At 73.4% G+C, this 23,811-nt stretch carries 19 protein-coding genes; 9 read left to right on the top strand and 10 right to left on the bottom strand.

All coding sequences use genetic code 11. From position 1 onward, the window contains the following. Window positions 1-2 precede the first annotated feature (2 nt). Together ACIQK6_RS05110 and ACIQK6_RS05105 are read right to left on the bottom strand one after the other, a co-directional pair. Window positions 3-1,478: an ATP-binding protein gene (locus ACIQK6_RS05110; RefSeq protein ID WP_329095786.1), complete on the bottom strand. Its 1,476-nt coding sequence runs from the start codon at window positions 1,476-1,478 to the stop codon at window positions 3-5. Between the two features lie 414 nt (window positions 1,479-1,892). Continuing rightward, window positions 1,893-2,507 carry a TetR/AcrR family transcriptional regulator gene (locus ACIQK6_RS05105; protein ID WP_329095785.1) on the bottom strand — a complete coding sequence of 205 codons (615 nt, stop codon included), beginning with the start codon at window positions 2,505-2,507 and terminating at the stop codon, window positions 1,893-1,895. Between the two features lie 98 nt (window positions 2,508-2,605). On the opposite strand from ACIQK6_RS05105, the gene ACIQK6_RS05100 reads away from it, so the two are divergent. Next, window positions 2,606-3,394, top strand: a complete 789-nt coding sequence (locus ACIQK6_RS05100) for an SDR family NAD(P)-dependent oxidoreductase (protein ID WP_402694343.1) — start codon at window positions 2,606-2,608, stop codon at window positions 3,392-3,394. Window positions 3,395-3,556: 162 nt separating this feature from the next. Here the strand turns inward: ACIQK6_RS05100 and ACIQK6_RS05095 are convergent, their stop codons facing one another. Continuing rightward, the gene (locus tag ACIQK6_RS05095; RefSeq protein ID WP_402694342.1) at window positions 3,557-3,991 is read right to left on the bottom strand and encodes a hypothetical protein; all 435 of its coding nucleotides are present in this window, start codon (window positions 3,989-3,991) and stop codon (window positions 3,557-3,559) included. A 264-nt stretch (window positions 3,992-4,255) separates the two neighbouring features. On the opposite strand from ACIQK6_RS05095, the gene ACIQK6_RS05090 reads away from it, so the two are divergent. The 3 genes from ACIQK6_RS05090 to ACIQK6_RS05080 all read left to right on the top strand — a co-directional run bounded on the left by ACIQK6_RS05090 (window position 4,256) and on the right by ACIQK6_RS05080 (window position 7,107). Beyond that, entirely contained in the window at window positions 4,256-5,518 is a 1,263-nt protein-coding gene (locus ACIQK6_RS05090; RefSeq protein WP_402694341.1) for a sensor histidine kinase, read from the top strand. Window positions 5,519-5,533: 15 nt separating this feature from the next. Next, complete coding sequence (locus ACIQK6_RS05085) at window positions 5,534-6,250, top strand: response regulator transcription factor (protein ID WP_329095778.1); 717 nt, start codon at window positions 5,534-5,536, stop codon at window positions 6,248-6,250. A 74-nt stretch (window positions 6,251-6,324) separates the two neighbouring features. Continuing rightward, entirely contained in the window at window positions 6,325-7,107 is a 783-nt protein-coding gene (locus tag ACIQK6_RS05080) for a crotonase/enoyl-CoA hydratase family protein (RefSeq protein ID WP_402694340.1), read from the top strand. 132 nt (window positions 7,108-7,239) lie between these two features. Here ACIQK6_RS05080 and ACIQK6_RS05075 read toward each other — a convergent pair whose 3' ends face one another. Then, the gene (locus tag ACIQK6_RS05075; RefSeq protein ID WP_402694339.1) at window positions 7,240-8,118 is read right to left on the bottom strand and encodes an AAA family ATPase; all 879 of its coding nucleotides are present in this window, start codon (window positions 8,116-8,118) and stop codon (window positions 7,240-7,242) included. Window positions 8,119-8,370: 252 nt separating this feature from the next. On the opposite strand from ACIQK6_RS05075, the gene ACIQK6_RS05070 reads away from it, so the two are divergent. Then, window positions 8,371-9,117, top strand: a complete 747-nt coding sequence (locus tag ACIQK6_RS05070; protein WP_329095771.1) for a DJ-1/PfpI family protein — start codon at window positions 8,371-8,373, stop codon at window positions 9,115-9,117. Between the two features lie 7 nt (window positions 9,118-9,124). Here ACIQK6_RS05070 and ACIQK6_RS05065 read toward each other — a convergent pair whose 3' ends face one another. The 4 genes from ACIQK6_RS05065 to ACIQK6_RS05050 form a co-directional block, all read right to left on the bottom strand. Next, on the bottom strand, window positions 9,125-9,478 hold the full coding sequence (locus tag ACIQK6_RS05065) for a UBP-type zinc finger domain-containing protein (RefSeq protein ID WP_329095769.1): 354 nt from the start codon (window positions 9,476-9,478) through the stop codon (window positions 9,125-9,127). Continuing rightward, window positions 9,475-10,980, bottom strand: a complete 1,506-nt coding sequence (locus tag ACIQK6_RS05060; RefSeq protein WP_329095767.1) for an ATP-binding protein — start codon at window positions 10,978-10,980, stop codon at window positions 9,475-9,477. The genes ACIQK6_RS05065 and ACIQK6_RS05060 overlap by 4 nt, the downstream gene beginning before the upstream one ends. After that, complete coding sequence (locus ACIQK6_RS05055) at window positions 10,977-12,653, bottom strand: FAD-dependent oxidoreductase (protein WP_329095765.1); 1,677 nt, start codon at window positions 12,651-12,653, stop codon at window positions 10,977-10,979. Before ACIQK6_RS05055 ends, ACIQK6_RS05060 begins: the two co-directional genes overlap by 4 nt. 144 nt (window positions 12,654-12,797) lie before the next feature. Beyond that, window positions 12,798-14,234 (bottom strand): helix-turn-helix domain-containing protein, encoded by a 1,437-nt coding sequence (locus tag ACIQK6_RS05050; RefSeq protein ID WP_402694338.1) that lies wholly within the window; start codon window positions 14,232-14,234, stop codon window positions 12,798-12,800. Between the two features lie 221 nt (window positions 14,235-14,455). Here ACIQK6_RS05050 and ACIQK6_RS05045 point away from each other — a divergent pair, with 221 nt between their 5' ends. Beyond that, window positions 14,456-14,950, top strand: coding sequence for a DUF4232 domain-containing protein (locus ACIQK6_RS05045; protein ID WP_402694337.1), 495 nt, complete (start codon window positions 14,456-14,458; stop codon window positions 14,948-14,950). A 216-nt stretch (window positions 14,951-15,166) separates the two neighbouring features. On the opposite strand, the gene ACIQK6_RS05040 is transcribed toward ACIQK6_RS05045, so the two are convergent. Beyond that, the gene (locus ACIQK6_RS05040) at window positions 15,167-15,907 is read right to left on the bottom strand and encodes an ABC transporter ATP-binding protein (RefSeq protein ID WP_329095760.1); all 741 of its coding nucleotides are present in this window, start codon (window positions 15,905-15,907) and stop codon (window positions 15,167-15,169) included. Window positions 15,908-16,103: 196 nt separating this feature from the next. Here ACIQK6_RS05040 and ACIQK6_RS05035 point away from each other — a divergent pair, with 196 nt between their 5' ends. Genes ACIQK6_RS05035 through ACIQK6_RS05025 form a run of 3 tightly spaced genes read left to right on the top strand, consistent with a single transcriptional unit; the run spans window position 16,104 to window position 23,226 of the window. Beyond that, window positions 16,104-19,394 carry an FtsX-like permease family protein gene (locus tag ACIQK6_RS05035; protein WP_402694336.1) on the top strand — a complete coding sequence of 1,097 codons (3,291 nt, stop codon included), beginning with the start codon at window positions 16,104-16,106 and terminating at the stop codon, window positions 19,392-19,394. Next, window positions 19,391-22,267: a hypothetical protein gene (locus ACIQK6_RS05030; protein ID WP_402694335.1), complete on the top strand. Its 2,877-nt coding sequence runs from the start codon at window positions 19,391-19,393 to the stop codon at window positions 22,265-22,267. The genes ACIQK6_RS05035 and ACIQK6_RS05030 overlap by 4 nt, the downstream gene beginning before the upstream one ends. Next, entirely contained in the window at window positions 22,264-23,226 is a 963-nt protein-coding gene (locus tag ACIQK6_RS05025; protein WP_402694334.1) for an ABC transporter ATP-binding protein, read from the top strand. Before ACIQK6_RS05030 ends, ACIQK6_RS05025 begins: the two co-directional genes overlap by 4 nt. Before the next feature lie 200 nt (window positions 23,227-23,426). Here ACIQK6_RS05025 and ACIQK6_RS05020 read toward each other — a convergent pair whose 3' ends face one another. After that, window positions 23,427-23,786, bottom strand: coding sequence for a hypothetical protein (locus ACIQK6_RS05020; RefSeq protein ID WP_402694333.1), 360 nt, complete (start codon window positions 23,784-23,786; stop codon window positions 23,427-23,429). Window positions 23,787-23,811: the final 25 nt, after the last annotated feature.

Raw genomic sequence — 23,811 nt, 5'->3', positions numbered from 1 at the left:
GCTTACGCCCCCTTGGTCCCTGAACCCGACGTTCCTTCGGTGCCCGGCGCATCGTTGCCGGGCGTGCCGGACAGTCCGCTGTGGAACGCCTCCAGCCACATTCCGGGGCCGCCGTCGTCCGTCGACCGGGGCTCCGCGGCCGGCCGTAGGTCGTAGGTGGCCACCCGGTCCTTCCGGCGGCGCTGCGGCAGGCCGGTCGCGGTACGTGCGCCGACCTCCGGCTGCCCGGCGGCGACGGGCGCCGGCCCGGGCACCGGCGCCGGCCGGGGCGCGCCCGTGCCCTCCGACGAGCGGTCGAAGGGGTGCTCGCGCGGTGTGGCGGCCACGGCCCTGGGTCCCGAGGAGGAGCCGATGCCGTGGGCGAGACCGGTCGCGGAGGTCGCCGTGGTGATCAGGTGCTGCGGCACGATCACCACGGCGCGGACGCCGCCGTACGCGGACGAGCGCAGGGACACCTGGAACCCGTACGCCTGCGCCAGCCGGCCGACCACCGCCAGACCCAGCCTCGGCGTCTCGCCCAGGTCGTTGAGGTCGATGCCGGACTGCGCCTGCGCGAGCATCCTCTCCGCCCGGGCGCGGGCCTCCTCGCTCATGCTCAGGCCGCCGTCCTCGATCTCCACGGCGATGCCCGACTGGACCTCGACGGCCGTGAGGTGGACGCGGGTGTGCGGCGGCGAGTACCGGGTGGCGTTGTCCAGCAGCTCCGCCAGGGTGTGGATCAGCGGCTCCACGACGGGACCGACGACGGCGACCTCGCAGACCGAGTGCAGTTCCACCCGCTGATAGTCGATGATCCTCGACATCGCGCCGCGCATCACGCTGTACAGGGTGACGGCCCGGCTCCACTGGCGGCCGGGGCGCGCACCGCCGAGGACCGAGATGGAATCGGCGAGCCGGCCGATCAGGGCGGTGCCGTGGTCGAGCCGCAGCAGGTCGCCGAAGACGTCCGGGTTGCTCCCGTGCCGGTCCTCCATCTCGCGCATCTCGTGGGCCTGCTGATGGACGATCGCCTGCACGCGGCGGGCGACGTTGACGAAGGCCCGCTGTGCCGAGTCGCGAAGGCTCTCCTCGTTGTCGACCGCGTCGACGACGCGGGACAGCACGGCTTGGAGGGCGGCCCTGAAGCGCGGGGTCAGGGCTTCGTCGTCGCCCCAGCGGGTGCCGTGGCCGCCGCGCCCTCCCAGGGCGGTCAGCACGTCCTCGGCCGGTTCGCCCTTGCGCAGTCGCTCTATGGCCTCGGGCAGCACCGCTTCGGACAGCCGGGCCGCCTCGGTCTGCTGCCGGGCCAGGGCGTGCTGGAGGGCCGCGACCTGGGCGCGCCCGGCGGCGAGCGCGCGGCCGCGCCGTCGCGCCTCGACGAAGACCGCTGCGGTGCACACGGCGGCGACGGCGATCGAGGCGGTGCCGAGCGGTGCCGAGGAGGAAGCCAGCGCCCCTGCCAGGCAGGCAGCGGCCACGACCGCGATCGCGGGCAGCATCCGGCTTGCTCTTCCCTCCAGGCGGGGAGTTTCGGGGGGAGTACCTCTTTGCTCCATCGGCGTCCTCGAACTATCGAAAAGGGGGACCTTCTGACCGGTGGGCGGGAGCATAACTACGCCCAACTTCGCTGATGTGGGCTTTCGTTGGAGTTCATCGGACCGGAGGAACCGTTATGCGCCATCGGTGGCGTCGAATTCCGGCAAGGGGAGCGGTCCGCGCGTGGTGTGCGGTGACGTAAGAGGAGGTCGGAGGCGGGTCGGCCCCGTTTGCCGCTCGGGAATCCGGGCTCGTGTTCCGATCGGTTCGGCCGCATCCCCCGGTCCGTCGCTGGCGTCCCGGACGGAAATGCGCTACGGGGTGTCCTGCCGATCGGACCGGGCGGCGCCAGCCCGGTCCGATCGGTGAGGCGCTCCCTAGGGCTGCGGCTCGGGTTCGACCGGGCCGAGGCCGGTGAGCAGGACGTCGAGGGCGAGGTCGGTCGCCTCGTCCAGCGGCGTGTCCTCGAGCAGGGAGCCGACGGCCAGGGCCGCGAGACCGTGCACCACGGAGAAGGCGACCTGGGCGAGCCGGGCCGGGTCACCCGCCCGTACGACGCCCTCCTGCTGGGCGAGGGAGAGCAGCCCGGCGGCGATCTCCAGACTCTGGTGGCCGAGCTCGCGGAGCTCGGCGCTGGAGTGGTCGGCGTGTTTGGCCGTGAACATCAGGCTCAGTAGCGGGGCGTGCGCGACGGCGAAGTCGATGTACGCACGGCCCATGCGGGCGAGCCGGTCGGTGACGGGGCCTGGCTCGTCCACGGCGGCCCGCAGACGCGCGTTGAGCCGGGTGAAGCCGCCCACGGCGAGCGCGTCCAGCAGGGCCTGCCGGTCGCGGAAGTGGCGGCCCGGCGCCGCGTGGCTGACGCCGAGGTCCCGCGCGAGGGCGCGGAGGGAGAGGCTGTCCGACCCCGAGGTCGCGAGCACTTCTTCCGCGCGCGCCAGCAGGGCCTCCCTGAGATTGCCGTGGTGATAGGGCGCATCGGCGTCGGCCAAGGCGGTCTCCTCTCGATGTTGTCATTGACAACAATGTTTGCTCTGTCTACATTCAAGTATCGACCACCAACCGGAGTCCCGGAACGGAGCGCCGACCCATGTCTATGACATACCGCGGAACCACAGCCCTGATCACCGGGGCCAGTGCAGGCCTCGGCGTCGAGTTCGCCCGGCAGTGGGCCGAGCGCGGAGCGGACGTCGTCCTCGTCGCCCGGCGCGTCGACCGGCTGCAGGAGCTGGCGGCCGACCTGGAGCGCCGGCACGGGGTCACGGCCCGCCCCATCGCCGCCGACCTCGCCCGGCCCGGTGCCGCGGCAGCGCTGCATGCGGAGCTCGACGCACTCGGCGTACCGGTCCACACGCTGATCAACAACGCCGGCTTCGGCACCCACGGCCCCTTCGCCGGCGAGGGCCCCCACCGGATCAGCGAGATGATCCAGCTCAACGTGCTCGCGGTGACGGAACTGACCAGGGAGTTCCTGCCCGGCCTGACCGCCGACGGCCGGGGCGCCCTCGTCACCGTCGCCAGCTCGGCCGCCTACCAGCCGACCCCGGCGATGGCGGTCTACGGCGCCACGAAGGCCTTCGTCCTGAACTTCACCGAGGCCGTCGCGTACGAGACGCGCGCCTCCTCCCTGCGGGTGCTCGCCGTCTCGCCGGGGCCGGTCCGCACCGAGTTCTTCGACGTCGTCGGCAGCCGGGAAGCCGCCGTGGGCCGGATGGCCACCCCGGAGCAGGTCGTCACCGCGACGCGCCGGGCACTGGAACGCGGCAAGACCCCGCCCAGCATCGTCGTCGGCCTCGGCAACCGGGTCTCGGCCACGGCGTCCGCCCTGGCCCCCCGCCGCCTCGCACTGACGGTGGCCGGGCGCGTCCTCAAGGCGTGACCGGGCGGGAACGCCGAGCGCTCAGGGCGCACTCCAGCACCGGAGGGCGGGCCGTCACAGGGGTGACGGCCCGCCCTCCGGGACTTCGGGGAACGAAAGGGGGCCGGAGGTCCCCCGTGAGACCTCCGGCCCGGGCGCCCGTCGGGCGCCGGCGGGACGGTCCTACCAGGCGGCGCGGCAGTTCAACAGCTTGGTGGTGCCGACCTTGCGGTCGCAGGCGTAGGCCTTCACGTCCTTCTTGTTCTTGAAGGTCCAGCTCTTCGAGCCGTTGACCACCGCCACGTAGTTCTTCACGGAGTGCCAGGCGCCGTCCTTCCAGTCCTGGTACGCCAGTGCCAGGACCGCCTCGTAGCCGTCGCCGGCCACCTTGTCCCGGGCCGTGGCGCCCTGGAGCGAGCCGGAGTAGAGCTTCTCGTTGGTCCCCGGGATCGTTCCCGACACGTGGTACTCGTAGGTGCCGCTGATCTCGGCCTTGCCGCTGCTGGAGGTCTGGTTGAAGCCCATGGTGGTCGCGCTCGCGGTGCCCGCCAGCCCGACGACGAGGGCCGAGGCGACGGCGGAGGCCCCGACGAGCGTGCGCTTCACACGAGTGGTCATGGCGATGTCTGCCTTTCTCAAGGAAATGGGAAGGAGGTGGGTGCGCCGCCCCCGTGGTGTGCTCCGGCGGCCGGCCAGACAGAAAGCTAGGCGGGCCGGAGGCCGCCCGGCGGCACGCACCGGGATGATTTGGGCCTCCACCCGGTGCGGGTGGTGGACGTCCTCGCTGCAACTCCGGCGGTAGCCGGATCGTGCGGCCGTGGTGGGCACCGGTCCTGCGACAGGCCCATGGCCCGGCCGCCCGACGGCCCGTAAGCTGCGCCGATGCGCGCTGGATCGGGATTCCTCGACGGGCTCGGGGGAAGGTACCGGCCGCTGGCCGTCGATTCGTTGCTCGCGCTGGGCTACGTCGGCGCCGGGCTGTTGCTGGGGCAGGAGCAGCCGCCGGCCGGCTGGCGGTCCGTGGACGGGCTGGGGGCGACCCTGACCGCCCTGGTGGGTCTGGTCATGGTCGCCCGCCGCATCGCACCCGTCGCCGTGTTCGCCGCCAGCGGCGCGCTGTGGGTCCTGTTCATCGCCTGCGGGTACTGGCCCGTGGTCAATTCGATGCCGCCGCTCCTGGGCCTGTACACGGTGGCGGCGACCCGGCGCCCCCGAACAGCCGCCGTGCGCACGGTCGTTGTGGCGGGAGCGTGGCTGTACGCCGGGATCGCCAACATCGAACACAGCTCCATGCCGACCGTCCTGGCCCAAGCGGTCCTGTTCCCGGCCGTCGTCCTCGTCGTCGGGCGCGGCTCGGCAGCCCTCGCCGAACGGAACAGGCAGTTCGCCGAACTGACCTTCCGGCTGCGCGGACAACAGGAGGAGAACGCACGTCAGGCCCTCACGGAGGAGCGGGTGCGGATCGCGCGGGAGCTGCACGACGTGGTCGCACACCACATGTCGGTGATCTCGCTCCAGGCGGGCATGGCCTCGTACGTGTTCCCCACGGACCCGGCGGCGAGCCGGCGGGCCCTGGACACCATCGCCGACACCAGCAGGGAGGCGTTGGAGGAGATGCGCCGCATGCTCGTACTCCTGCGCGTCGGCCAGGAAGGACAGCGGGACGGACGAGGGGAGGAGGGCGCCGCCTACACCCCGGCACCCGGGCTCGACCTGCTGGACAGGCTGCTGGAGCGGGTCCGGGGCGCAGGGGTCGACGTGACCATGGAGGTCGCCGGATCCCCGGTCCGGCTTCCGCAGGGCATGGCCCTGTGCGTCTACCGAGTGGTCCAGGAGGCGCTGACGAACGTGCTCAAACATGCGGGACCGACCAGGGCGGCCGTGACCATCCGTTACGAACGGCACACCCTCGTGGTGCGCGTCACGAACGAAGGGGACGGCACGTTCCAGCCAAACGAGGAGATGTCACCCGGTCACGGTTTGATCGGCATGAGGGAGCGAGCGAAGATCTACGGCGGGTCGGTCACCGCCGGCCCCCGCGCCCTCGGCGGATTCGAGGTACGGCTCACCCTTCCGGCGCCCACCACCAGCGACCGGCCGGGTGGTCTTCCGGCCCCGGGCACCGGGGACGTCCATACCCGATGAGGAACGAACTCCCCGATGCCCACGGTACTGGTGGTCGACGATCAACTGCTCATCCGTGCCGGACTGGTGTCCCTGCTGAACGCCGCGCCGGGGCTGTCCGTGGCCGGCGAGGCGGGTGACGGGGACGAAGCCGTCCGACTGGCCGAGGCCACCGCACCCGATGTCATCCTCATGGACCTTCGGATGCCGGGCACGGACGGCATCACCGCGACGGAACGCATCCTTCGCCGTGCGGGTGACAGGGGTGACGCACCACCGAGGATCCTGGTGCTGACCACCTTCGACCTCGACGAATACGTCTACAACGCGCTGCGTGCGGGCGCCTGCGGGTTCCTGCTCAAGGAGACGCCCCCCGAGCGCCTGGTCGCCGCCATCCATACCGTCGCCTCGGGCGACATGCTCTTCGCGCCGACCGTCACCCGGCGCCTGATCGAGGCGTACCACCCCGGGCCGACACCGCCGGGAGCGATCTCCCCGCAGTGGCACACCGTGACCGGCCGCGAGCGCGACGTCCTGCGCCTCGTGGCCACGGGGGCGACGAACACGGAAGTCGCCCGGCAGCTCTTCATCAGCGAAGCCACGGTGAAGACCCACCTCAACCGAGCGATGGCCAAGCTCGGGCTCTCCAGCCGCGCCCAGGTCGTCGTCTTCGCCTACGAAACGGCCCTCGTGACCCCGGGTGGCCCGACGGGCCTGCCGGGCTCCGGCCCCGCTGCGGACGGGCCGGGCTGAGCATCCGGGGGAGTCCCGCGCGCAGCGGCCCCCCCGCCCCACAATGGAGATCGACGAGCGGGAGGGGAGCGGGCATGGCGGACGAGCAGGCTTCGGTGCGGGTGGAGCGGGACGGCCCCGTGTACACGGTGATCCTGAGCCGGCCGGGAGTACGGAACGCCGTGGACGGACCGACCGTGGCGCAACTGGCGTCTGCGTTCGAGGAGTTCGATGCCGATGCGGACGCGGCCGTCGCCGTGCTCTGGGGCGAGGGCGGAACGTTCTGCGCGGGCGCCGACCTCAAGGCCATCGGTACCGAGCGCGGCAACCGGGTGCTCGCCTCCGGCGACGGCCCCATGGGCCCGACCCGGATGCGGCTCGGCAAGCCGGTGATCGCGGCCGTCGCGGGGCACGCGGTGGCCGGCGGCCTGGAGTTGGCGCTCTGGTGCGACCTGCGGGTCGCGGAGGAGGACGCGGTGTTCGGTGTGTTCTGCCGCCGCTGGGGCGTCCCCCTGATCGACGGCGGTACGGTGCGGCTGCCCCGCCTCATCGGCGAGAGCCGGGCCATGGACCTGATCCTGACGGGCCGTCCGGTCCCGGCGGCCGAAGCGTACGGGATGGGGCTGGCCAACCGCGTGGTCCCCACGGGCCGATCGAGGCAGGCTGCCGAGGAACTGGCCCGCGAGATCGCCGGGTTCCCCCAGACCTGCCTGCGCCACGACCGGTTGTCCTTCCTGGAACAGCACGGACTGGCCGAGGAGGACGCACTGGCGGGGGAGTTCCGGCACGGCCTGGTGCCCTTGACCGCGGGTGAAACCCAGGCCGGAGCGGACCGGTTCGCCGCCGGTGCGGGCCGGCACGGCGCCTTCGGCCAGTAGCGGGCCGGGCGGTAGGCGGTCGGGCGGAAAGCGGTCGCGGAAGCCGTTCCAGGCGTGCCCGGACACGCACTGAAGAAGGCCTACGGCCCGGCCGAGGGGGGCGGGGAGACGGGTCTGGAGACGTCGGACGCGTCAGGCGAAGGAGAAGCGCGCGGCGGCCTCGGCAGGCGTGGTCGCTCGGCGGCGTCCGGGTACGTCGTGGACGTGGGTCGCACCTTCGGAACGGAGCTGTTCCGTAGCGGAGTCGCGGTCCATCACGGCGGCGTAGGCGCGGACGTCCGCGGCGGTGAGGTCCGTGCGGCCCCGCTCCGTGTACTGCTGGAGGAGGTCGGTGACGTCCGGGTCGAACCGCAGCATGGTCACCGGAGCGTTGAAGCGCCTGGCGATGGCGATGAGTCGTGCGCGTGCCTGCGGCGTGACGTTCGTCGACTCGGCCACGGCGCCGTGTCCGGTGGCGAGCCTGGCGACGATCCTGCGGTCGCGCTCCTCAAAGACCAGTGCGTCCGCCGCGTCGGATGCCGCTTCCGCGGCTGAGGTGCCGAAGAGCTCTGCGCGGATCTCGTCGCTGGACACCACGGCTTCCGCGTCGATCTGCCGGCGCGCGATCAGTGCCCGGACGAAGCTGGTCTTGCCCGAGGCCGGTGGGCCCACGAGGACGACGAGTCCAGCCGGCACCGGGACGGTCGGCGCGAGGACGTCGCGGTAGGGGCCGGCCGCGCAGTCGAAGCAGTCTTCGGGACTGCCGGTGGGTAGTCCCGTGGGGAGGGAGTGGTCCCGGTAGCCGCCCCGGCTCGCGAGGCGCAGGGCGAACCCCCAGGTGTGCGGGGAGCCGGTGAAGCGCAGTCGACACAAGGGGAGTCGTTCCCCGTCCTGCGGTTCGACGGTCACGTAGGCGAATCCGGCACGGAAGCGGACGTCGACCCGGGCCAGTTGCGGCCAGTGCGCCTGGGCGTGGCTGGTCAGACGCCGGCCCAGGTGGTGACGCACGGACTCCGGGGGGTTCTTCGGCACGCGCCCATCCTGCCGGGTCCGGTGTCGGTCCGCCATGATCTTTTGCCGTGCCGGGCGAAGACACGGGCGGGGCGACGGCGGCACGGTCCGCGACCTGGCGGCAGGCACGGAGCAGCGCAGTGCGCGGAGCAGCACTCGCACACGGTCGGCGTGTGGCGCCCGCCACAGCAGGCCTCGGGAACTCGGCCTCCGGCGGCTTCGACTCCTGTCGTAGAGCGGCGCATGGGCCGGGCGATCGGAAGGAACCATCGGATGAACCGTAGGAACGTGCTCCGGGCCCAGGTCGCCGTCGGCGCCGCGGCCGCGTTGACGGGTGCCGCCGGGGTGGCCGCGGCGGCGCAGCCGCGACCCGCCGGGACGCCGTCGGGGCCGGCGGGGCCGTTACGCGTGCACGTCGTCATGTACGACGGCGTGGAGGAGCTCGACTTCGCCGCGCCCTACGAGGTCTTCTCGGCCGCGCGGTTCTTCACCGACCGGGAGGTCGACGTCCGCTACGTCAACGCCTCCGGGCCGGGTCCCGTGCGCGCCGCCTACGGCACGCAGGTGAACGTGGAGCACGCCTGGGCCCCGCGCACCGCTGACGTCCTCCTCGTGCCCGGCGGCGGATACGCACGCCGCGACAGCCCCGGAGTGTGGGCCGAGATCCGCAGCGGCGTCCTCCCGAGGAAACTGGCCGCGGCGGTACGCCCCGGCCTGACCGTCAGTGCCGTCTGCACGGGCACCATGCTGCTGGCCGCCGCCGGGCTGACCACGAACCGCCCCTGCACCACCCACCACAAGGCGCGCCCGGACCTGGAGAAGCAGGGCGGCCTCCTGAAGAACGCCCGTGTGGTGGACGACGCGGACCTGGTCACCGCGGGTGGCATCACCAGTGGGCTGGACCTCGCCCTGTGGCTCGTACGCCGGGAACTGGGTGCCGATGCGGCGACCGGTGTGGAGGCCATGCTCGAATACGAGGCCCGCGGCACGGTGTGGACCCCGCCCACCACCCGGTCGTAGCCGCAGGTCAGCGGTTCAGTCGCCGCGTCCAGTCCTCCGGTACCCGGCCGGCCGGACCCGGTACCGGCTGCTCCGCCGGATGATCGCGCGGAGCGGTCAGTTCGGGGCCGGAGTCGTACAGCGCGTCCGTGTCGTAGTTCCAGAACCACTCCTCGCCCGGCTCGAAGCTCTGCACCAAGGGGTGGCCGGAGGACTTCCAGTGGGCGGTGGCGTGCTGGGCCGGCGAGGAGTCGCAGCAGCCGATGTGGCCGCACTGGGCGCAGCGCCGCAGGTGGAACCACCAGCCGCCCAACTCGTCGCACTCGACGCAGCCGGCGCCGGTGGGCGCGGCGCTCGGGTCGATTCCCTCGATGTCGCTCATACGGGCTCCTCAGCGGTCTGGGTCTGGGTCTGGGTTTGGGTCGCGGATCCGGCTTCGGTTTCGGCCTCGGGGGCCGGGGCGGTCAGCGGAAGCAGGACCTGGAACCGGGTGTCACCCGGGGTCGACTCGACCTGGAGGCTGCCGTGGTGCTTGTTCACGACGATCCGCCAGGAGATGTCGAGGCCCAGACCGGTGCCCTCGCCGACCGGCTTGGTGGTGAAGAACGGGTCGAAGATGCGGCTGCGGATGTCCGCCGGGATGCCGGGTCCGGTGTCGCGGAACTCCACCAGCAGGCGGTCGCCCTCGCGCGCCGTGCGGACCGTCAGCGTGCCCTCGCCGCCGGTGCTCCCGATGGCGAACACGGCGTTGTCGATGAGGTTGGTCCACACCTGGTTGAGCTCCGCCGGGTAGGCGGGAACGTCCGGCAGGGAGCGGTCGTACTCCTTGACCAGCCGCACCCGGGAGCCGATCTTGCCGGACAGCATCAGCAGGGTGCTGTCGAGGAGTTCGTGGACGTCGACGACCCGGTACGGGGCGCGGTCGAGCTGCGAGTATTGCTTGGCCGCGTCCACGAGGTGGGAGATGCGGGTGGTGGAGTCGGCGATCTCGTCCATCAACAGCTCGGTCTCGACCGTGTAGTTGAGCCAGCCGATGGCCGACGGCAGGATCTCCTCTGCCACGGTCGCCGCGACCTGGTCCAGCCAGTCCGTGTCCAGCCCGGCCTGCACGAAGGTCGGCGCGAGCCGCCAGCCCTCCGCGATGCCGTGGTCGTCGAGCCAGTCGGCGAGTTCGTCCTCCCGGTCGGAGGCTTCCAGCGGGCTGAGCGCCGTCGCCTTCGCGACGCGTTCGACGGTGCGCTCCTGGATTTCGATGAGGTCGGCGATCGTCTCCCGCGAGTACTGGCCCTGGGAGATGTGGGCCAGCTTGTGCCGCATCTTGCCGACCCGCTCCCGCAGGGTCGCCGTGGCCCGGACGGCCGCCGCCGCCGGGTTGTTGAGCTCGTGGGTGAGGCCGGCGGACAAGGACCCGAGCGCCAGCAGTCGTTCGCGCTGCCCGATGGCCCGCTGGGTGTTCTTGGAGCCGAAGAACAGCCCCTCCAGCAGGTGTGCCGCCATCGGGAACCACTCCTGCATGACGTCCGCGAACGACTGTGCGGGCAGCACGAAGAAACGCGTCGGCTCGGTCACCCGCATGGAGTTGGTGTACGTCTGCGGCACCTGGTCGCCCAGGTACGCCTGCATGGCCCCCGCGTACACGCCGCGTTGCGAGGTGCGGCTCACCTCGACGTCGTCGCCGCCGACCCGGCGGGACAGTACGACGGTGCCCTCGATCATCACGTAGAAGCAGGTGGCCGGGGAACCCTCGACGTACACCGGACCGGCTTCGAACCGCTCCACCCGCCCCTCACCGCACAGCCGCCCGAGCTGCTCTGGGGTGAGCTTCTCGAACAGGAACAGCGAGGCGATCTCCTGCGGGCTGCACGGCATGGGCTGGCCGCTCATGACTGCTCCAGGTACCGGTGGACGAGCATCACGGCCATGGCTCCCTCTCCGACGGCGGACGCGACGCGCTTCGCGGACTGGGCGCGCGCGTCGCCCGCCACGAACACGCCGGGAATGTTGGTTTCCAGGTGGTAGGGCGGCCGGTCCAGTTCCCATGCGGCCGGCGGCCGTCCGTCCGGGGTGAGGTCCGGCCCGGTCAGGATGAAACCGTGCTCGTCGCGCAGCACCGTACCGTCCAGCCAGTCGGTCAGCGGGGCCGCGCCGATGAACACGAACATCCACTGCGCGTCGACGAGTTCGCTCGCGCCGCCGTCCAGGTTCCGCAGGGTCAGCTGCTCCAGGTGCCCCTCGCCGTGCGCCGCCTCGACGACGGTCCGGGTGCGCACGGTGATGTTCGGCGTCTCCTCGATCTGCTGGATCAGGTAGTACGACATCGACGCCGTCAGGGACTCCCCGCGCACCAGCAGCGTCACGGACTTGGCGCCGCGCGCCAGGTACATCGCCGCCTGCCCGGCCGAGTTGGCGCCGCCCACGATGTACACGTCCTGCCCCTGGCAGGAGGCCGCCTCGGTGAGCGAGGAGCCGTAGTACACCCCGCAGCCGGTCAACTGGTCGCAGCCCGGCGCGCGGAGCTGCCGGTAGGACACCCCGGTCGCCAGGATGACGCTGTGCGCGGCGATCGCCGAGCCGTCCGAGAAGCGGACGACGCGCGCCGCGCCGTTGACCTCCAGGCCGGTGACCTCGCGCGCCGTGAGGATCTCGGCGCCGAACCGGCCGGCCTGGCGGCGGGCGCGCTCCGTGAGCTGGGCGCCCGACACGCCGTCGGGGAACCCGAGGTAGTTCTCGATGCGGGAGCTCTGACCGGCCTGTCCGCCGGTCGCCGACCGCTCGACCAGTACGGTGCGCAGCCCCTCGGAGGCCCCGTACACCGCGGAGCCGAGCCCGGCCGGGCCGCCGCCGATGACGACGAGGTCGTAGAAGTCGGCGGCCGGCGTCGTCGCGAGCCCCACGTGGGAGGCCAGCTCGGGCGCCTCCGGTTCGATCAGCGCAGTGCCCTCGGGCGTGATGACCAGCGGTAGTCGTTGCCCGTCGGCCCCGGCCGCCTCGAGCAACCGCCGCCCCTCAGGTTCGTCGGAGGAGTACCAGCGGTACGGCACCTGGTTGCGGGCCAGGAACTCCCGCACGTCCGAGGAGCGCGCCGACCAGCGGTGGCCCACCACCTTGGTGGCGGGTACCGGACGGTAGTCGCTGGTGCGCCAGGCCGTGAGCAGGTCGTCCACGACCGGGTAGAGCTTCTCCTCCGGGGGGTCCCAGGGCTTGAGCAGGTAGTGGTCGAGGTCGACGACGTTGATCGCGTCGATCGCCGCGTTGGTGTCGGCGTACGCGGTGAGCAGCACCCGCCGTGCGCCCGGGTACACCGCCAGGGCCTGTTCGAGGAACTCGATGCCGTTCATCTGCGGCATCCGGTAGTCGGCGAGGATCACCGCCACCAGGTCGCCGCGCAGCTTCAGCTCGCGCAGCGCCTCCAGCGCGGACTCGCCCGACTCGGCCCGCACGATCCGGTACTCGGCGCCGTAGCGCCGCCGCAGGTCACGGGCGATGGCCCGGGAGACTCCCGGGTCGTCGTCCACGGTCAGGATGACGGTCCGCGCCGTGTCGGCGGCCTGTGCCATACGTCGTCTCCACCCCGAGTGCTCTGGGCGGGCGGCCCGGCGAGCCGCCCGCGCCGGTTCCCGCCCATCGTAGGGGCGATCCCGCGGGATCGCTCCGGGACGACGCGGACCGTGCGCTCCAGGTACACACCCGGTCGCTCCTGGTCAACGGCCCGTCGTGCCCGCCCCGACCCATCCCTCGCCGCCGAGGGGGAACTCGTAGCCGGTCCGTCCCCCGCGTCCGCTGGTGCGGAAGGGACGGCCGTTGTGGTCGATCTTGAGGGTGCCGTAGCGGGAGCCGCTGGACCAGGACAGCTCCACGTACCAGCTCACGTCGTGGGCGGAGGTGGCGGCCTTGATGTGGAGCACCTCCGGTTGCGACTCGCTGACCGAGAAGGGGAAGTCCCGCTGACCCGGCACGGGTACTACGGCCGGGCGCGCGGAGTCCAGGGCCACGTCGAAGGAGCGGGTCGGGACGTCCGCGCCGCAGCCCACCCCCGGGTAGCCCATGGCGTAGTCGTTCCAGGGGAGCGGCGCACGCTTGGCGACCGTACGGACGGCCAGGCCGTCCAGCACCACCGTGTCCGCGCCGGAGCCCTGCAGGGTGAGGGTGACGTACTGCTCGCCCGCGGGTACGGCCCCGGCCGCAGCCACCCAGGCGGGTGCGTCCCGTTCGACGGGGGGCGGTCCCACCTGGGCCGGTGGTTTGTCGATCAGGTAGTGCTGACCGCAGGGGGCCTCCCAGGTGTGGGGGCGGGTGGTCACCTTCACCGGCGTGCCGGCGGCGGTGTCGCCGCCGCTGCTGTCGTTGCCTGCTGCGGGGGTCGCGGGCATTGCGTCCGAGGACCCGGACGAGGGCGAGGACCCGGACGAGGGCGAGGACACGGGCGAGGACGCGGACGGCGACGGCGCCGCGGACGAAGTCGGGGACGAAGGCGGGGGCGATGACGGCCCGGCCGGGCCGTCCGGGGACTTCTCCCCCGCGGGGGAGCGGCCCGTGGCACCGACGGGGCCGTCCCGGACGTCGGCGCCCCGTTCTGGCCGGTCCGCGCCGAGGGGGAGCACGCCGGCCAGGGCGGTGACGGCGGCCACGACCGTCAGCGCGATCCCGGTGAGCACGGCCGGGCGCGGGCGCGGGCGAGGACGCCGGGTCGGCGTGGTCGGCCCGGCTGCGGTGGTCACTTCTTCGACCTCGGACCCCACCTCGACCCCTTCGGGCGGGTCCGCCGCCCGGGCCGCGTCCACCGCGTCGTGTGCCTCGGCCGTGTCGACCGGCAGGGTTCCGGTTCCGGTCGCCCCGGTCGCCCCGGTCGTCTCCTGCACGGTGCCGCTCGGGTCCGCGCCCTTGCGCGGGCGGTTGGTATCGGCCCGCACCCAACTCCGGTGCAGGGCGAGGAGTTCCTCGGGCGAGGCCTTGCAGAGCCGGGCGAGCCGTTCGACCGGTGCGTAGTCCGCCGGGACGACCTCGCCGCTGCAGTAGCGGTGCAAGGTCGACGCACTCATGTGGAGCCGCTTGGCGAGCGTTCCGTAGCTGAGGCCGGACCGGTCCTTCAACTCCCTCAGCAGCTCGGCGAACTCGGACCCAGCAGTGTCCTGCGACACCGTTCCTCCCACCCGTGTCCTGTCCCGCATCCCAGGAACAGGTTGTTTGCGCAGCTCAGAGCCTATGCCGGTATTCCAGCGTTCCTGATTGCCCAGCGGATGTGGCGGCTGGGACGGAGCATCGCTCAGGCTGAGGTCATCCAAGCACACCGCTCCCGGCGGCCGGTCCCTGTGGACCCCGACCGGGCCCTGTCGTCATGCCCTGTGAAAGGCCGTCAGCCATGCACGCGTTCCACCGCACGCCCTTCGTCCGTACCTCCCGCACCTTCCGCCCGCAGGCCTTCCGGCGCCTCGCGGGTGCGGCCGCCGCCGCCCTCGTCGTCCTCTCCCTCACCGGGTGCGAGGACGGTACGGGCCTCAAGGACGGGGGAGCGTCTGCCGCTTCGAGCCCCGCCACGGACGCCGCTCCCTCGGCCGCCCCGCCCGCGGCAGCGGCCCCCAAGGCTTCGCCGACGGCCCCTGCTCCCTCCGCTCCGACGGCCGCGGGGGAACAGCAGCACGTCCTGTGCAACGGAGCGAACACCGGCGTCACGGTGCAGCCGGTCTCCCGGCCGCTCAACCACATGTTGATCACGGTGAAGAACACCGGCTCGAAGACCTGCGACCTGACCTACTACCCGGTGCTCCGCTTCGACGAGATGCAATGGGTGCCGGCCGCGCAGCAGCAGACCCGGCCCCAGGCCGTGGTGTCGCTCGCCCCGGGCGAGTCGGGCTAAGCGGGGGCCCTACTGTCGGCGGCCGACGGCAGCGGTGAGGGCGGGACGACCGGACACCGGCTCACGATCGCCTTCCAGGGCCGGACGCCCCTCAGCAACGCAGGCGCGTCCGCGACCCCGCCCCTCCCGGCGGCCGGTGTCGCCTACGACAGCTCGCTGTCGGTCACGTACTGGCAGCGGAGCAGCGCGGACGCGCTCGGCTCATGAGTCGGCCGCTCATGAGTCGGCCGCAACGATGCGGCCGTCCCGCAGTTCCACGACCCGGTCCGCGAGCTCGATCAGGTTGGGGTCGTGGGTGGCGACGAGGATGGTCACCGACTCGCTGCGCACCACGGCGCGCAGCAGCTCCATGACCGAGCGGCCGGTCTCCGAGTCTAGCTGTCCCGTCGGCTCGTCCGCGATGATCAGGTCCGGATCGTTGGCCAGGGCGCGGGCCACCGCCACCCGCTGCTGCTGGCCGCCGGAGAGCTCGCCGGGCCGCTGTTCGGCATGGTCCGCCAGTCCGACCAGGGCCAGCAGGGTCCGGGCGCGCTCCTCGCGCTCCCTGGCGGGGACGCGTCGCAGCCGCATGGGAACGCCGACGTTCTCGGCGGCGGTCAGGACGGGTATCAGACCGAAGGACTGGAAGACGAAGCCGATGCGGTCGCGGCGCAGGGCGAGCAGGCCCGGTTCGTCGAGGTCCGCCAGGTCGGTGCCGTCGAGCGCGATCCGGCCGCCGGTCGGGGAGTCGAGGCCGCCGACGAGGTTCAGCAGGGTGGTCTTGCCGGAGCCCGACCGGCCCTTGAGAGCGGTGAGTTCGCCGCGACGGACCTCGAAGGACACGCCCCGCAGGGCGTGGACGGCCTGCGGTCCGCTGCCGAAGCTGTGGTGCACGTCGTCGACGACCACGATCGGGGAGCCGCCCGCCTCCCGCCCCGCCCGCGTCGCGACCGTAGCCGGTGCCTGCTGATCCGTCATCGCCTCTGTTCCCCCGTCGAGTTGTCCGCGCGGGGCACCCGGCCCCACGTACCGCACCAGCTGCCGCTGTAACTTCCTGATCGCATTTGCGCATCTGCCGCACTGATCACGCAAGCCCCTTCCCTCTATCGATCACATCTGACAGCATCGTCCGCTATCCGGTACTTCGGGTCCGGACGGGGGAGGAATTCAACACGTGCTCGGCTTCGTCGTGCGCCGACTGCGCGGGCGATGGCCGCTCGCCGTCGCCGTGCTGCTCACCGTACTGATCACCGCGACCACACTGACCGCGCTGACGGCATTCACCCGTGGCGTGGGCGAAGAAGGGCTCCGGCGGGCCCTGACCGGGACGGCACAGCCCCGGACCACCGTCGTCGTCACCAGCGGCCATCCCGCCGACTCCCGAGCCAAGGACGACGCGTCCGTACGGGCCTTCGCGGACGAGGTGTTCGGGCGGCTTCCGGTGACCTCCGAGAGCGTGGCGCGCAGCCGCTCGTACGGACTGCCCGGCGTCGCCGCCTCCGGCCGCGACGCCGACCTGACCCTGCTCGCCGCCCTCGGCAAGGACCACGTACGGTTGCTCGCCGGCGAGTGGCCGGCGCCCGTCACCGCACCCACGGGCGCAGGCGTCCCGCCCGCGCCGACCCAGGTGGCCGTGCCGCGCGCGGCGCTCGCTCGGCTGGGACTGGCCGAATCCGCGCTGCCCGCCCCCGTCCGGCTGGACGACCGGTTCGGCGGTGCACCGCTGACCGTGCTGGTCACCGGCGTGTACCGGGCCGCCGACCCGGACGCCGCCTACTGGCGGCTCGACCCCCTCGGCGGCCGCGAGGTCCAGGCCGACACCTTCGCCATCTACGGCCCGCTCCTGGTGGACGACAGCGCCTTCACCACCGGCGGCATCCTGCAGAACCACCGCCTCACGCTGCTCACCCCGGACCTGCACACGGTCCGCACCGCCGAGGCGGAGGCCGTCCGGACCGCGACCGACCCCGCGAGCGCCGCCCTCGAACGCGCCGGCTCGCTGCGGGCCGCCACCGAACTGCCCAAACTCCTGGCCGAGCTGAGCGCCGGCACGGTCGTCGCCCGCTCCACCCTGCTGATGGGCGCGCTCCAGCTCGCCGTCCTGTCGACCGCCGCACTGCTCCTCGTCTCCCACATCCTGACCGTCCGACAGGAACCGGAACGGGTCCTGCTCACCGCGCGCGGCGCCTCCCGCCGCCGCCTCGGCGAGCTCACCGCGGCCGAGTCCCTGCTGCTCGCCCTGCCCGCGGCCGTCCTGGCACCCCTGCTCACACCACCCCTGCTGCGCCTGTTCGGCCGGTTCGGACCGCTCGGGCGGGTCCACCTGGAGATCCCGGACACCTGGCTGGTCTGGCCGGTCGCGGGTGGCTGCGCTCTGGCCTGCGTCCTGCTGACGACCCTGCCCTCCGTGCTGCGCGGGGCCTCCGCCGCCGTACTGCGCCGCGTGGGCAGCCGCCAGGCACTGGTGACGGGCGCCGCCCGCTCCGGCCTCGACCTGGCCGTCGTCGTCCTCGCCGTCCTCGGCTACCAGCAGCTCGCGCAGTACGGCGGTGAGGACGCCCCCGCGTCCGGCGCTCCGGCCAGTACCGGGCTCGGTGTCGACCCGGTCCTGGTCGCCGCTCCCACCCTGGCCCTGTGCGGGGGCACGCTGCTGGTCCTGCGCCTGCTGCCGTTCGCGGCGCGGGCCGGGGGACGGCTGGCGGCGCGCGGCCGGAGCCTGGGGCCCGCCCTGTTCGGTTGGCAGCTCGCCCGACGACCCGGCCGGGCCACCGGGCCCGTGCTGCTGCTCGTACTCGCCGTCGCCAGCGGGATCCTGGCGCTCGGTCAGCACACCGGCTGGTCCGCTTCCCAGCGCGACCAGGCCGACTTCGCCACCGCGGGCGGCCTGCGGATCTCCGGCAGCAGCATGTCCCCGATGGGGCAGGGCGGACGCTACGCGGCCCTGCCCGGCGGCGACCGCCTCGTTCCGGTGGTCCGCCGGGAACAGAAGCTGCCGGACGGGAGCCCCGCAGACCTCGTCGCCCTGGACGCCGTCAAGGCGGGCGAACGGGTGCCGCTGCGCGCGGACCTGCGCGCCGGGCACACCATGCGAGAGCTGTTCACCCCGCTCGCCGCCGGTGACCCGGGCGCCACGGCCGGCCCCGCGGGCCCCGGTGTCGCCCTGCCCGGCTCCCCGCGCCGGATCGACCTCGAGGTGTCGGTCCGGTCCTCCGGGATGAGCTGGGCCGCCGTGAGCCTGTTGCTGCGCGACCGGTTCGGGGCGACGTACGGGACGTCCTCGGTCACCCTGCCCCAGGGCGGCGACGTCACCCTCCCCTACCTCCTCGACGCACTGACCGGCGCCCCGGTCGGATCGACGGCCACCCCGTTGACCCTTGCGGGGATACGCCTCTCGTACGCCGGGGACGGCGACGCCCCGGGCGACGGCAGCGAACTGACCGTGCGCCGCATCGCCGTGTCCGACACCGCGGACGGCGCCGCCACGGGCGTCACCGCACCCGCGGACGCCACCGGCTGGCGGACCTCGCTCCCGCAGGCGAGCGGCCCCCGGAGGGGCCCCGAGCCGGTCCCGGTCCCCGCCGGCTCCACGGACCTGCTGCGGCTGCGCTACTGGGGCGGCTTCGGCACCCTGCAGGGCGCCAACACTGTGGTGTTCCCCGCGCCCGCCGGCCCGGCCCCCACCGCCGTCCCCGCGGTCGCCACCACCCGCTACCTGGCGTCCCTGGGCGCCGCCGTGGGCGATACGGTCCCCGTCACGCTGGACGGCGCCGCGGTCCAGATGCGGATCACCGCCGCCGTGGACTCCCTGCCCGTGGCCGGCCGCTCGGCGCTCGCCGTCGACCTGCAGGTACTCGGCCGGTTCCTGCTGGAATCCGTCGGCCAGCAGCCGCCCACGCCCACCGAGTGGTGGCTGCCCGCCGACTCGGCCGCCGACCCGGTCCCGGCCCGCGCGGCGGACAAGCTGCGCGAAGGCGCCCGGATCGAACGCGTCCAACTGCGCGAGGAGATCACCGAGCAGCTGCTGGACGACCCGCTGAGCGCCGGCCCGCAGAGCGCCCTGGCCGCCCTCGCCGCCGCCTGCGCGGTCCTGGCCGCCATCGGATTCGCGACCTCCACCGCCGCCGAACGACGCGTGCGCGGAAGGGAGTTCTCCGTCCTGCTCGCCCTCGGTACCCCGCGCCGCTCGCTGGCCCTCGCCTCCGCCGCCGAGGGCGGGGTACTGATCGCCATCGGGTCCGCGGTCGGGACCGGACTGGGCATCGCCCTCGTCCACCTGATGGCGCCCCTGGTCGTCCTGACACCCGCTGCCGGGCGACCGTTCCCGCCCGTACGCGTGGACATGCCGTTCTGGCAGACCGTGCTCACGGTCGTCGCCATCGCAGCCGTTCCCCTGCTGTCGGCCGCGCTCAGCGGCCCCCGGGGCCGCGACATCGCCGCCCGGCTGCGTCCCGTGGAGGAGATGTGACCACCCCGCCGTCCGCCACCCCGCTGACCGCCCGTTCGCCCCTGCCCACCGCCCCGCGGCCCGCGCCCTGGGTCAGGACCCGGCTTCGGGCGGCGCCCCTGAGCACCCTGCTCGGCGCCGCACTGGCCTTCGTCGCCGTCCTGCTGGCCGCCGCGCTGCCCCGGGCCCAGGACCGGGGCGCCGACCAGGCCCTGAGGTCCTTCCTGGAACGCAGCGCGGCCGGCAACGCCAGCCTGCAGGTGACCGCTCCCTCCCCGGACAGCGGGCAGAGCGCCCAGGCCCTGGACGCCACGCTGGAGAAACTGCTCGCGCCGACCGGATCCACCTTCCGCGTGGACCCGGAGTCGACGGTCCACGGCACGCGCACCACCAAGAGGCAGCTGCTGCTGAACCCGGAACTCTCCCGCCCCTCCGGCTTTCCGCCCAGCATGAACCTCCTGCACGTCCGCGAGGCGGAGGCCCATGTGAAGCTGGCGGAGGGGCAGTGGCCGAGCAGCACACCCACGGCCCCCGCGCAGGCCGCCCCCGGGGCGCTGGCGCCCCTCCAGGTGGCCCTCTCGCAGAAGGCCGCCGCGACCCTCGGCGCCCGCGTCGGATCCGTCCTGACGAGCGAGACCCGAGTGGACGGCACACCGTCCGTCACGGTCGTCGGTCTCTTCGCGGTCCTCGACGAGACCGACGACTTCTGGACGGACAACCTGGGGTGCCTCGCCCGCGCCTGCGAGCACTACTACAACGAGAGCCTCGCCTGGGACGTCGACGCCCTCGTCGGCACCGGGGACCTCGACCGGATGAGCACGTGGAGCCGCGCCGCCGACGACTTCTGGCAGCTGCCCGTGGACATCGGCCACCTGCGGGCCGACCGGCTCGACGCCACGACCAAGGACATCGCCTCGTACCTCGCCGGCCCCACCGCCGCCACCCTCGCCCGGGAGACCGGCCGCCCGCATCTGCACACCACCTCGTGGCTGCCCGAGCGGTTCGAAGAAGCCCGCGTCCGCACCCGCGCCGCGGCGCCGCTCGCCGCGATCGGACCCGCCGGGGTCGGTGGCGTCGCCTTCGTCGTCCTGTGCCTGGCCGGCGCACTCGCGGCCGACCGCCGCGACGCCGAACTTCGGCTGCTGCTCGCGCGCGGCGGCTCGCGCACCGCCATCGTCGGCCGGCTCCTCGGGGAGGGCGCCGTCACCGTACTCCCGGCGGCCACGGCCGCCACCGCGCTCGCCGTCCTGCTGCTGCCCACCCCCCGGCTCGCGCCCACCCTCCTCTCGGCCGCGGCCGTCGCCCTGCTCGCCCTGCTGGCCTTCCCCGTACGGGCAGCCGTCCTGCTGACCCCGGCCCGCCCGGCCGGGCGGTGGCGCAGGCCCGTGGCCGAACTGCTCGTCCTCATCGCCACCGCCGCCGCCGTGGTGGAGGTCCGCCGCCGCGGGGTCGCCCCGCCCGGCAGCGACCTCGACCCGCTGCTGATCGCGGCCCCGCTGCTGCTCGCCCTGTGCGGGGGACTGCTGCTGGCCCGGCTCCAGCCGGTGGTCACCGGATGGCTCGCCCGGGCGGCCGGCCGCGGCTCCGGACTGGTCGGCTTCCTGGGACTCGCGCGGGCCGCCCGCGGCCCGGCGACGACCGGTACGCAGACCCGCGGCCGCAGCGGCCCCTCCGTCCTGCCGATGGTCGCGCTGCTCGTCGCCATCACCACCGGCGGGTTCGGCGCCGCCGTGCTGCAGTCGGTGGACTCGTCCCGGCTGGGGGTGGCCCGGCTGACCGTCGGGGGCGACGCGTCGATCTCCGCGTACGGGAAGTTCCCGCTTCCGGAAGGACTCGCGAAGGCAGCGGGCGAGCTGCCAGGCGTACGGACGTCCGTGCCGCTGTGGATCGACCACGACTCCGCCCTCCTCGGCACCACCGTCAGGTCCAGCCAGATCACCGTGATCGTGGCCGAGCCGGCCGCGTACGCGGAGCTGTCCCGGGTCCTCGGCTGCGGCTCCTTCGAGCCCGCGCTGCTGGCCACCGGTGGTACGCAGTCCGCCGACGCCCCGGTGCCCGCGCTGTTCAGCGCGGGCCTGGCCGGGAAGGTCACGCAGGGCGGCACGTACGCGGTGCAGCCCGGCGACGGCAAGGAGCTGAAGGTACGGGTCGCGGGCACGGTCGACTGCACCCCGGCCCATCCGGCGCGGGACGCCGCGACCGTCGTCCTGCCGGCGGGCGCCGCAACCGCCGCCATGGGCGGCGCCGACCACCCGAACCGGTGGCTCGGCCTCGGTGACGTCGACGCTGACCGGCTGCGCGCTCTGGTCAGCTCCAAGCTCCCGGCGCCGTCCGCGACTCCGGCCCCGGCCCCGGCTCCGATCCCGGGTTCCGGTTCCTCCGCGGGCCCGGCCCCGGTCGACGAGGCGTACCCCGTGCACACCAGTGCCGAGGCCGTCACCGCACTGGGCGCCGATCCGCTCCAGCGCTCGGCACAGCGCCTCTTCTGGGCCGCCATGGCCGGAGCGGCGGGCTTCGCCCTGTTGGCCGTACTGCTGACGTTGATGCGGACCGTCCCCGAACGCGCGGCGCTGCTGGCCCGGCTGCGCACCATGGGGCTGCGCCGCCGGCAGGGCGTGGCGCTGATCCTTGCCGAAACCCTGCCGCAGACCCTGGCCGCGACGATGGGCGGGGCCCTGGTGGCGGCGGCCGCCGTGGCCCTGCTGGGCCCGGCGATGGACCTGTCCACGCTGGTCGGCGCGCACGTGCCGAACGGAGTGCGGCTGACGGCAGGGCCCGTACTGACCCAGGCCCTGGGCCTGGCAGCCCTGGTCGCCACGGCCGTGTGCGTGGAGGCGGCGACATCCGGGCGACGGCAGATCACCACCGAGTTGAGAGCGGGAGACCAGCGTTGAACACCGACCAGCCGACGTACGAGGAGCTGCGCCGCCGGGCGACGGCCGCCGCGGAGCCGCGCACCCCGGCGGCGGACGCCGCGATCGCCTGCGACCGCCTGGTCCGGATCTTCAGCCAGGACGGCATCGAGGTACAGGCCCTCCAGGGACTGGAGCTGACGGTCGAACAGGGCGACCTGATGGCCCTCGTCGGCGCCTCCGGCAGCGGCAAGTCCACCCTCTTGAACATCCTGGCCGGCCTGGACGTTCCCACGGCCGGCAGCGCTGCGGTCGCCGGCTACGACCTGCTGGAGCTGTCGGCGCGGGACCGGCTGCGGTACCGGCGCGAAGCGGTCGGGTTCGTCTTCCAGCAGACGGCCCGCAACCTGCTGCCGTTCCTCACGGCTGCTCAGAACGTCGCCCTCCCGATGCAGTTGGCCGGCGGCGGCGGCGCCCGGCGCGGCGCGGGCGCACGCCGCGCGGCCAGGGTCGGGGAGATCCTGGAGGCCCTCGGGATCGGCGACCTGGCGCACAGACGCCCGGCGGAACTGTCCGGCGGCCAGCAGCAGCGCGTCGCGATCGCCGTGGCGATGGCGAACGACCCCAAGGTGCTGCTCGCCGACGAACCCACGGGCGAACTGGACTCGGAAACGGCCGCGGCGGTCTTCGAGACCTTCCGGACCGTGAACAAGGAACTCGGCGTGACGGTGGTGATCGTGACGCACGACCCGATGGTGGCGGGCGAGGTCCGCAGGACCGTCGCGATCCGCGACGGCCGCACCAGCAGTGAGGTCCTGCGCCGCCTGGTCACCGACGAGCACGGCGAGGAGTCCATCAGCGAACGCGAGTACGTCGTCCTCGACCGCTCCGGGCGGGTCCAACTCCCCCCGAAGTTCCTGGAGGCCTTGGGCATGGAACACCGCGTGGCGGTCGACCTGGCTCCGGACCACATCGAACTGCGCCCGGACGGAGCCCACTAAAGGCCCCGTAGGCCCCGTCACCCGTGAGACGTAGGTCCCGGAGGATCTTCCGGGCCTTCGTGCGGGCGAGGGCCTGCCCGACGCGGGCGCGGACCCGCTGGTGGGACGGGGCCGTCGAGACCGGCTGGGACGCCGTGGTCACAGCCGCGTCGGGAGGCCCGCACCGGGCGGGCGTGCTCCCGAAACAGGCCCTTCCCCCGTCAGCGGAACTCGTGGACCACCTGGATCTCGCCGACGATGTGGGCGTTGAAGTCGTCCAGCTCCTCAGCCGGAACCCAGAGCTCGAGGATCGTCCGCCCGCCCGCCTGCTGAACGGGATACCGGCTCAGGAACTCCTTGTCGACCTCGAAACGCGTGACGAAGCCGGCACCACTGTGCTTCACGTTCCAGTCCCGCGCGATCCTGATCGCGTAGTCCTCGTTGAGGACCGGGTAGAAGATCGGCTGCTCGGGCAGCCTGGGTGGCCACGCACGCCAGTTCAGCTTCCGCACCAGCCCCAGCTCTTCGGGGCCGGTGGGGCGCCAGAGGGTCGTCGTTGCCTGCTGGCTGGTCATCTGCATCGCTCTCTCGACGTGGGCCGCCGGT

It is taken from the genome of Streptomyces sp. NPDC091682, assembly GCF_044756625.1.
In the GTDB taxonomy this organism is placed as follows: Bacteria; Actinomycetota; Actinomycetes; order Streptomycetales; family Streptomycetaceae; genus Streptomyces.
The sequence above is the reverse complement of the archived record's forward strand: the minus strand, read 5'-3'. Positions and strand labels throughout refer to the sequence as shown.

Bases quoted from the DNA above. Each gene is read 5' to 3' on its own strand.
- ACIQK6_RS05110 (WP_329095786.1), bottom strand. From the start codon at position 1,478: ATGCTGCCCGCGATCGCGGTCGTGGCCGCTGCCTGCCTGGCAGGGGCG.
- ACIQK6_RS05100 (WP_402694343.1), top strand. From the start codon at position 2,606: ATGTCTATGACATACCGCGGAACCACAGCCCTGATCACCGGGGCCAGT.
- ACIQK6_RS05095 (WP_402694342.1), bottom strand. From the start codon at position 3,991: ATGACCACTCGTGTGAAGCGCACGCTCGTCGGGGCCTCCGCCGTCGCC.
- ACIQK6_RS05090 (WP_402694341.1), top strand. From the start codon at position 4,256: ATGCGCGCTGGATCGGGATTCCTCGACGGGCTCGGGGGAAGGTACCGG.
- ACIQK6_RS05085 (WP_329095778.1), top strand. From the start codon at position 5,534: ATGCCCACGGTACTGGTGGTCGACGATCAACTGCTCATCCGTGCCGGA.
- ACIQK6_RS05080 (WP_402694340.1), top strand. From the start codon at position 6,325: ATGGCGGACGAGCAGGCTTCGGTGCGGGTGGAGCGGGACGGCCCCGTG.
- ACIQK6_RS05070 (WP_329095771.1), top strand. From the start codon at position 8,371: ATGAACCGTAGGAACGTGCTCCGGGCCCAGGTCGCCGTCGGCGCCGCG.
- ACIQK6_RS05065 (WP_329095769.1), bottom strand. From the start codon at position 9,478: ATGAGCGACATCGAGGGAATCGACCCGAGCGCCGCGCCCACCGGCGCC.
- ACIQK6_RS05060 (WP_329095767.1), bottom strand. From the start codon at position 10,980: ATGAGCGGCCAGCCCATGCCGTGCAGCCCGCAGGAGATCGCCTCGCTG.
- ACIQK6_RS05055 (WP_329095765.1), bottom strand. From the start codon at position 12,653: ATGGCACAGGCCGCCGACACGGCGCGGACCGTCATCCTGACCGTGGAC.
- ACIQK6_RS05045 (WP_402694337.1), top strand. From the start codon at position 14,456: ATGCACGCGTTCCACCGCACGCCCTTCGTCCGTACCTCCCGCACCTTC.
- ACIQK6_RS05040 (WP_329095760.1), bottom strand. From the start codon at position 15,907: ATGACGGATCAGCAGGCACCGGCTACGGTCGCGACGCGGGCGGGGCGG.
- ACIQK6_RS05020 (WP_402694333.1), bottom strand. From the start codon at position 23,786: ATGCAGATGACCAGCCAGCAGGCAACGACGACCCTCTGGCGCCCCACC.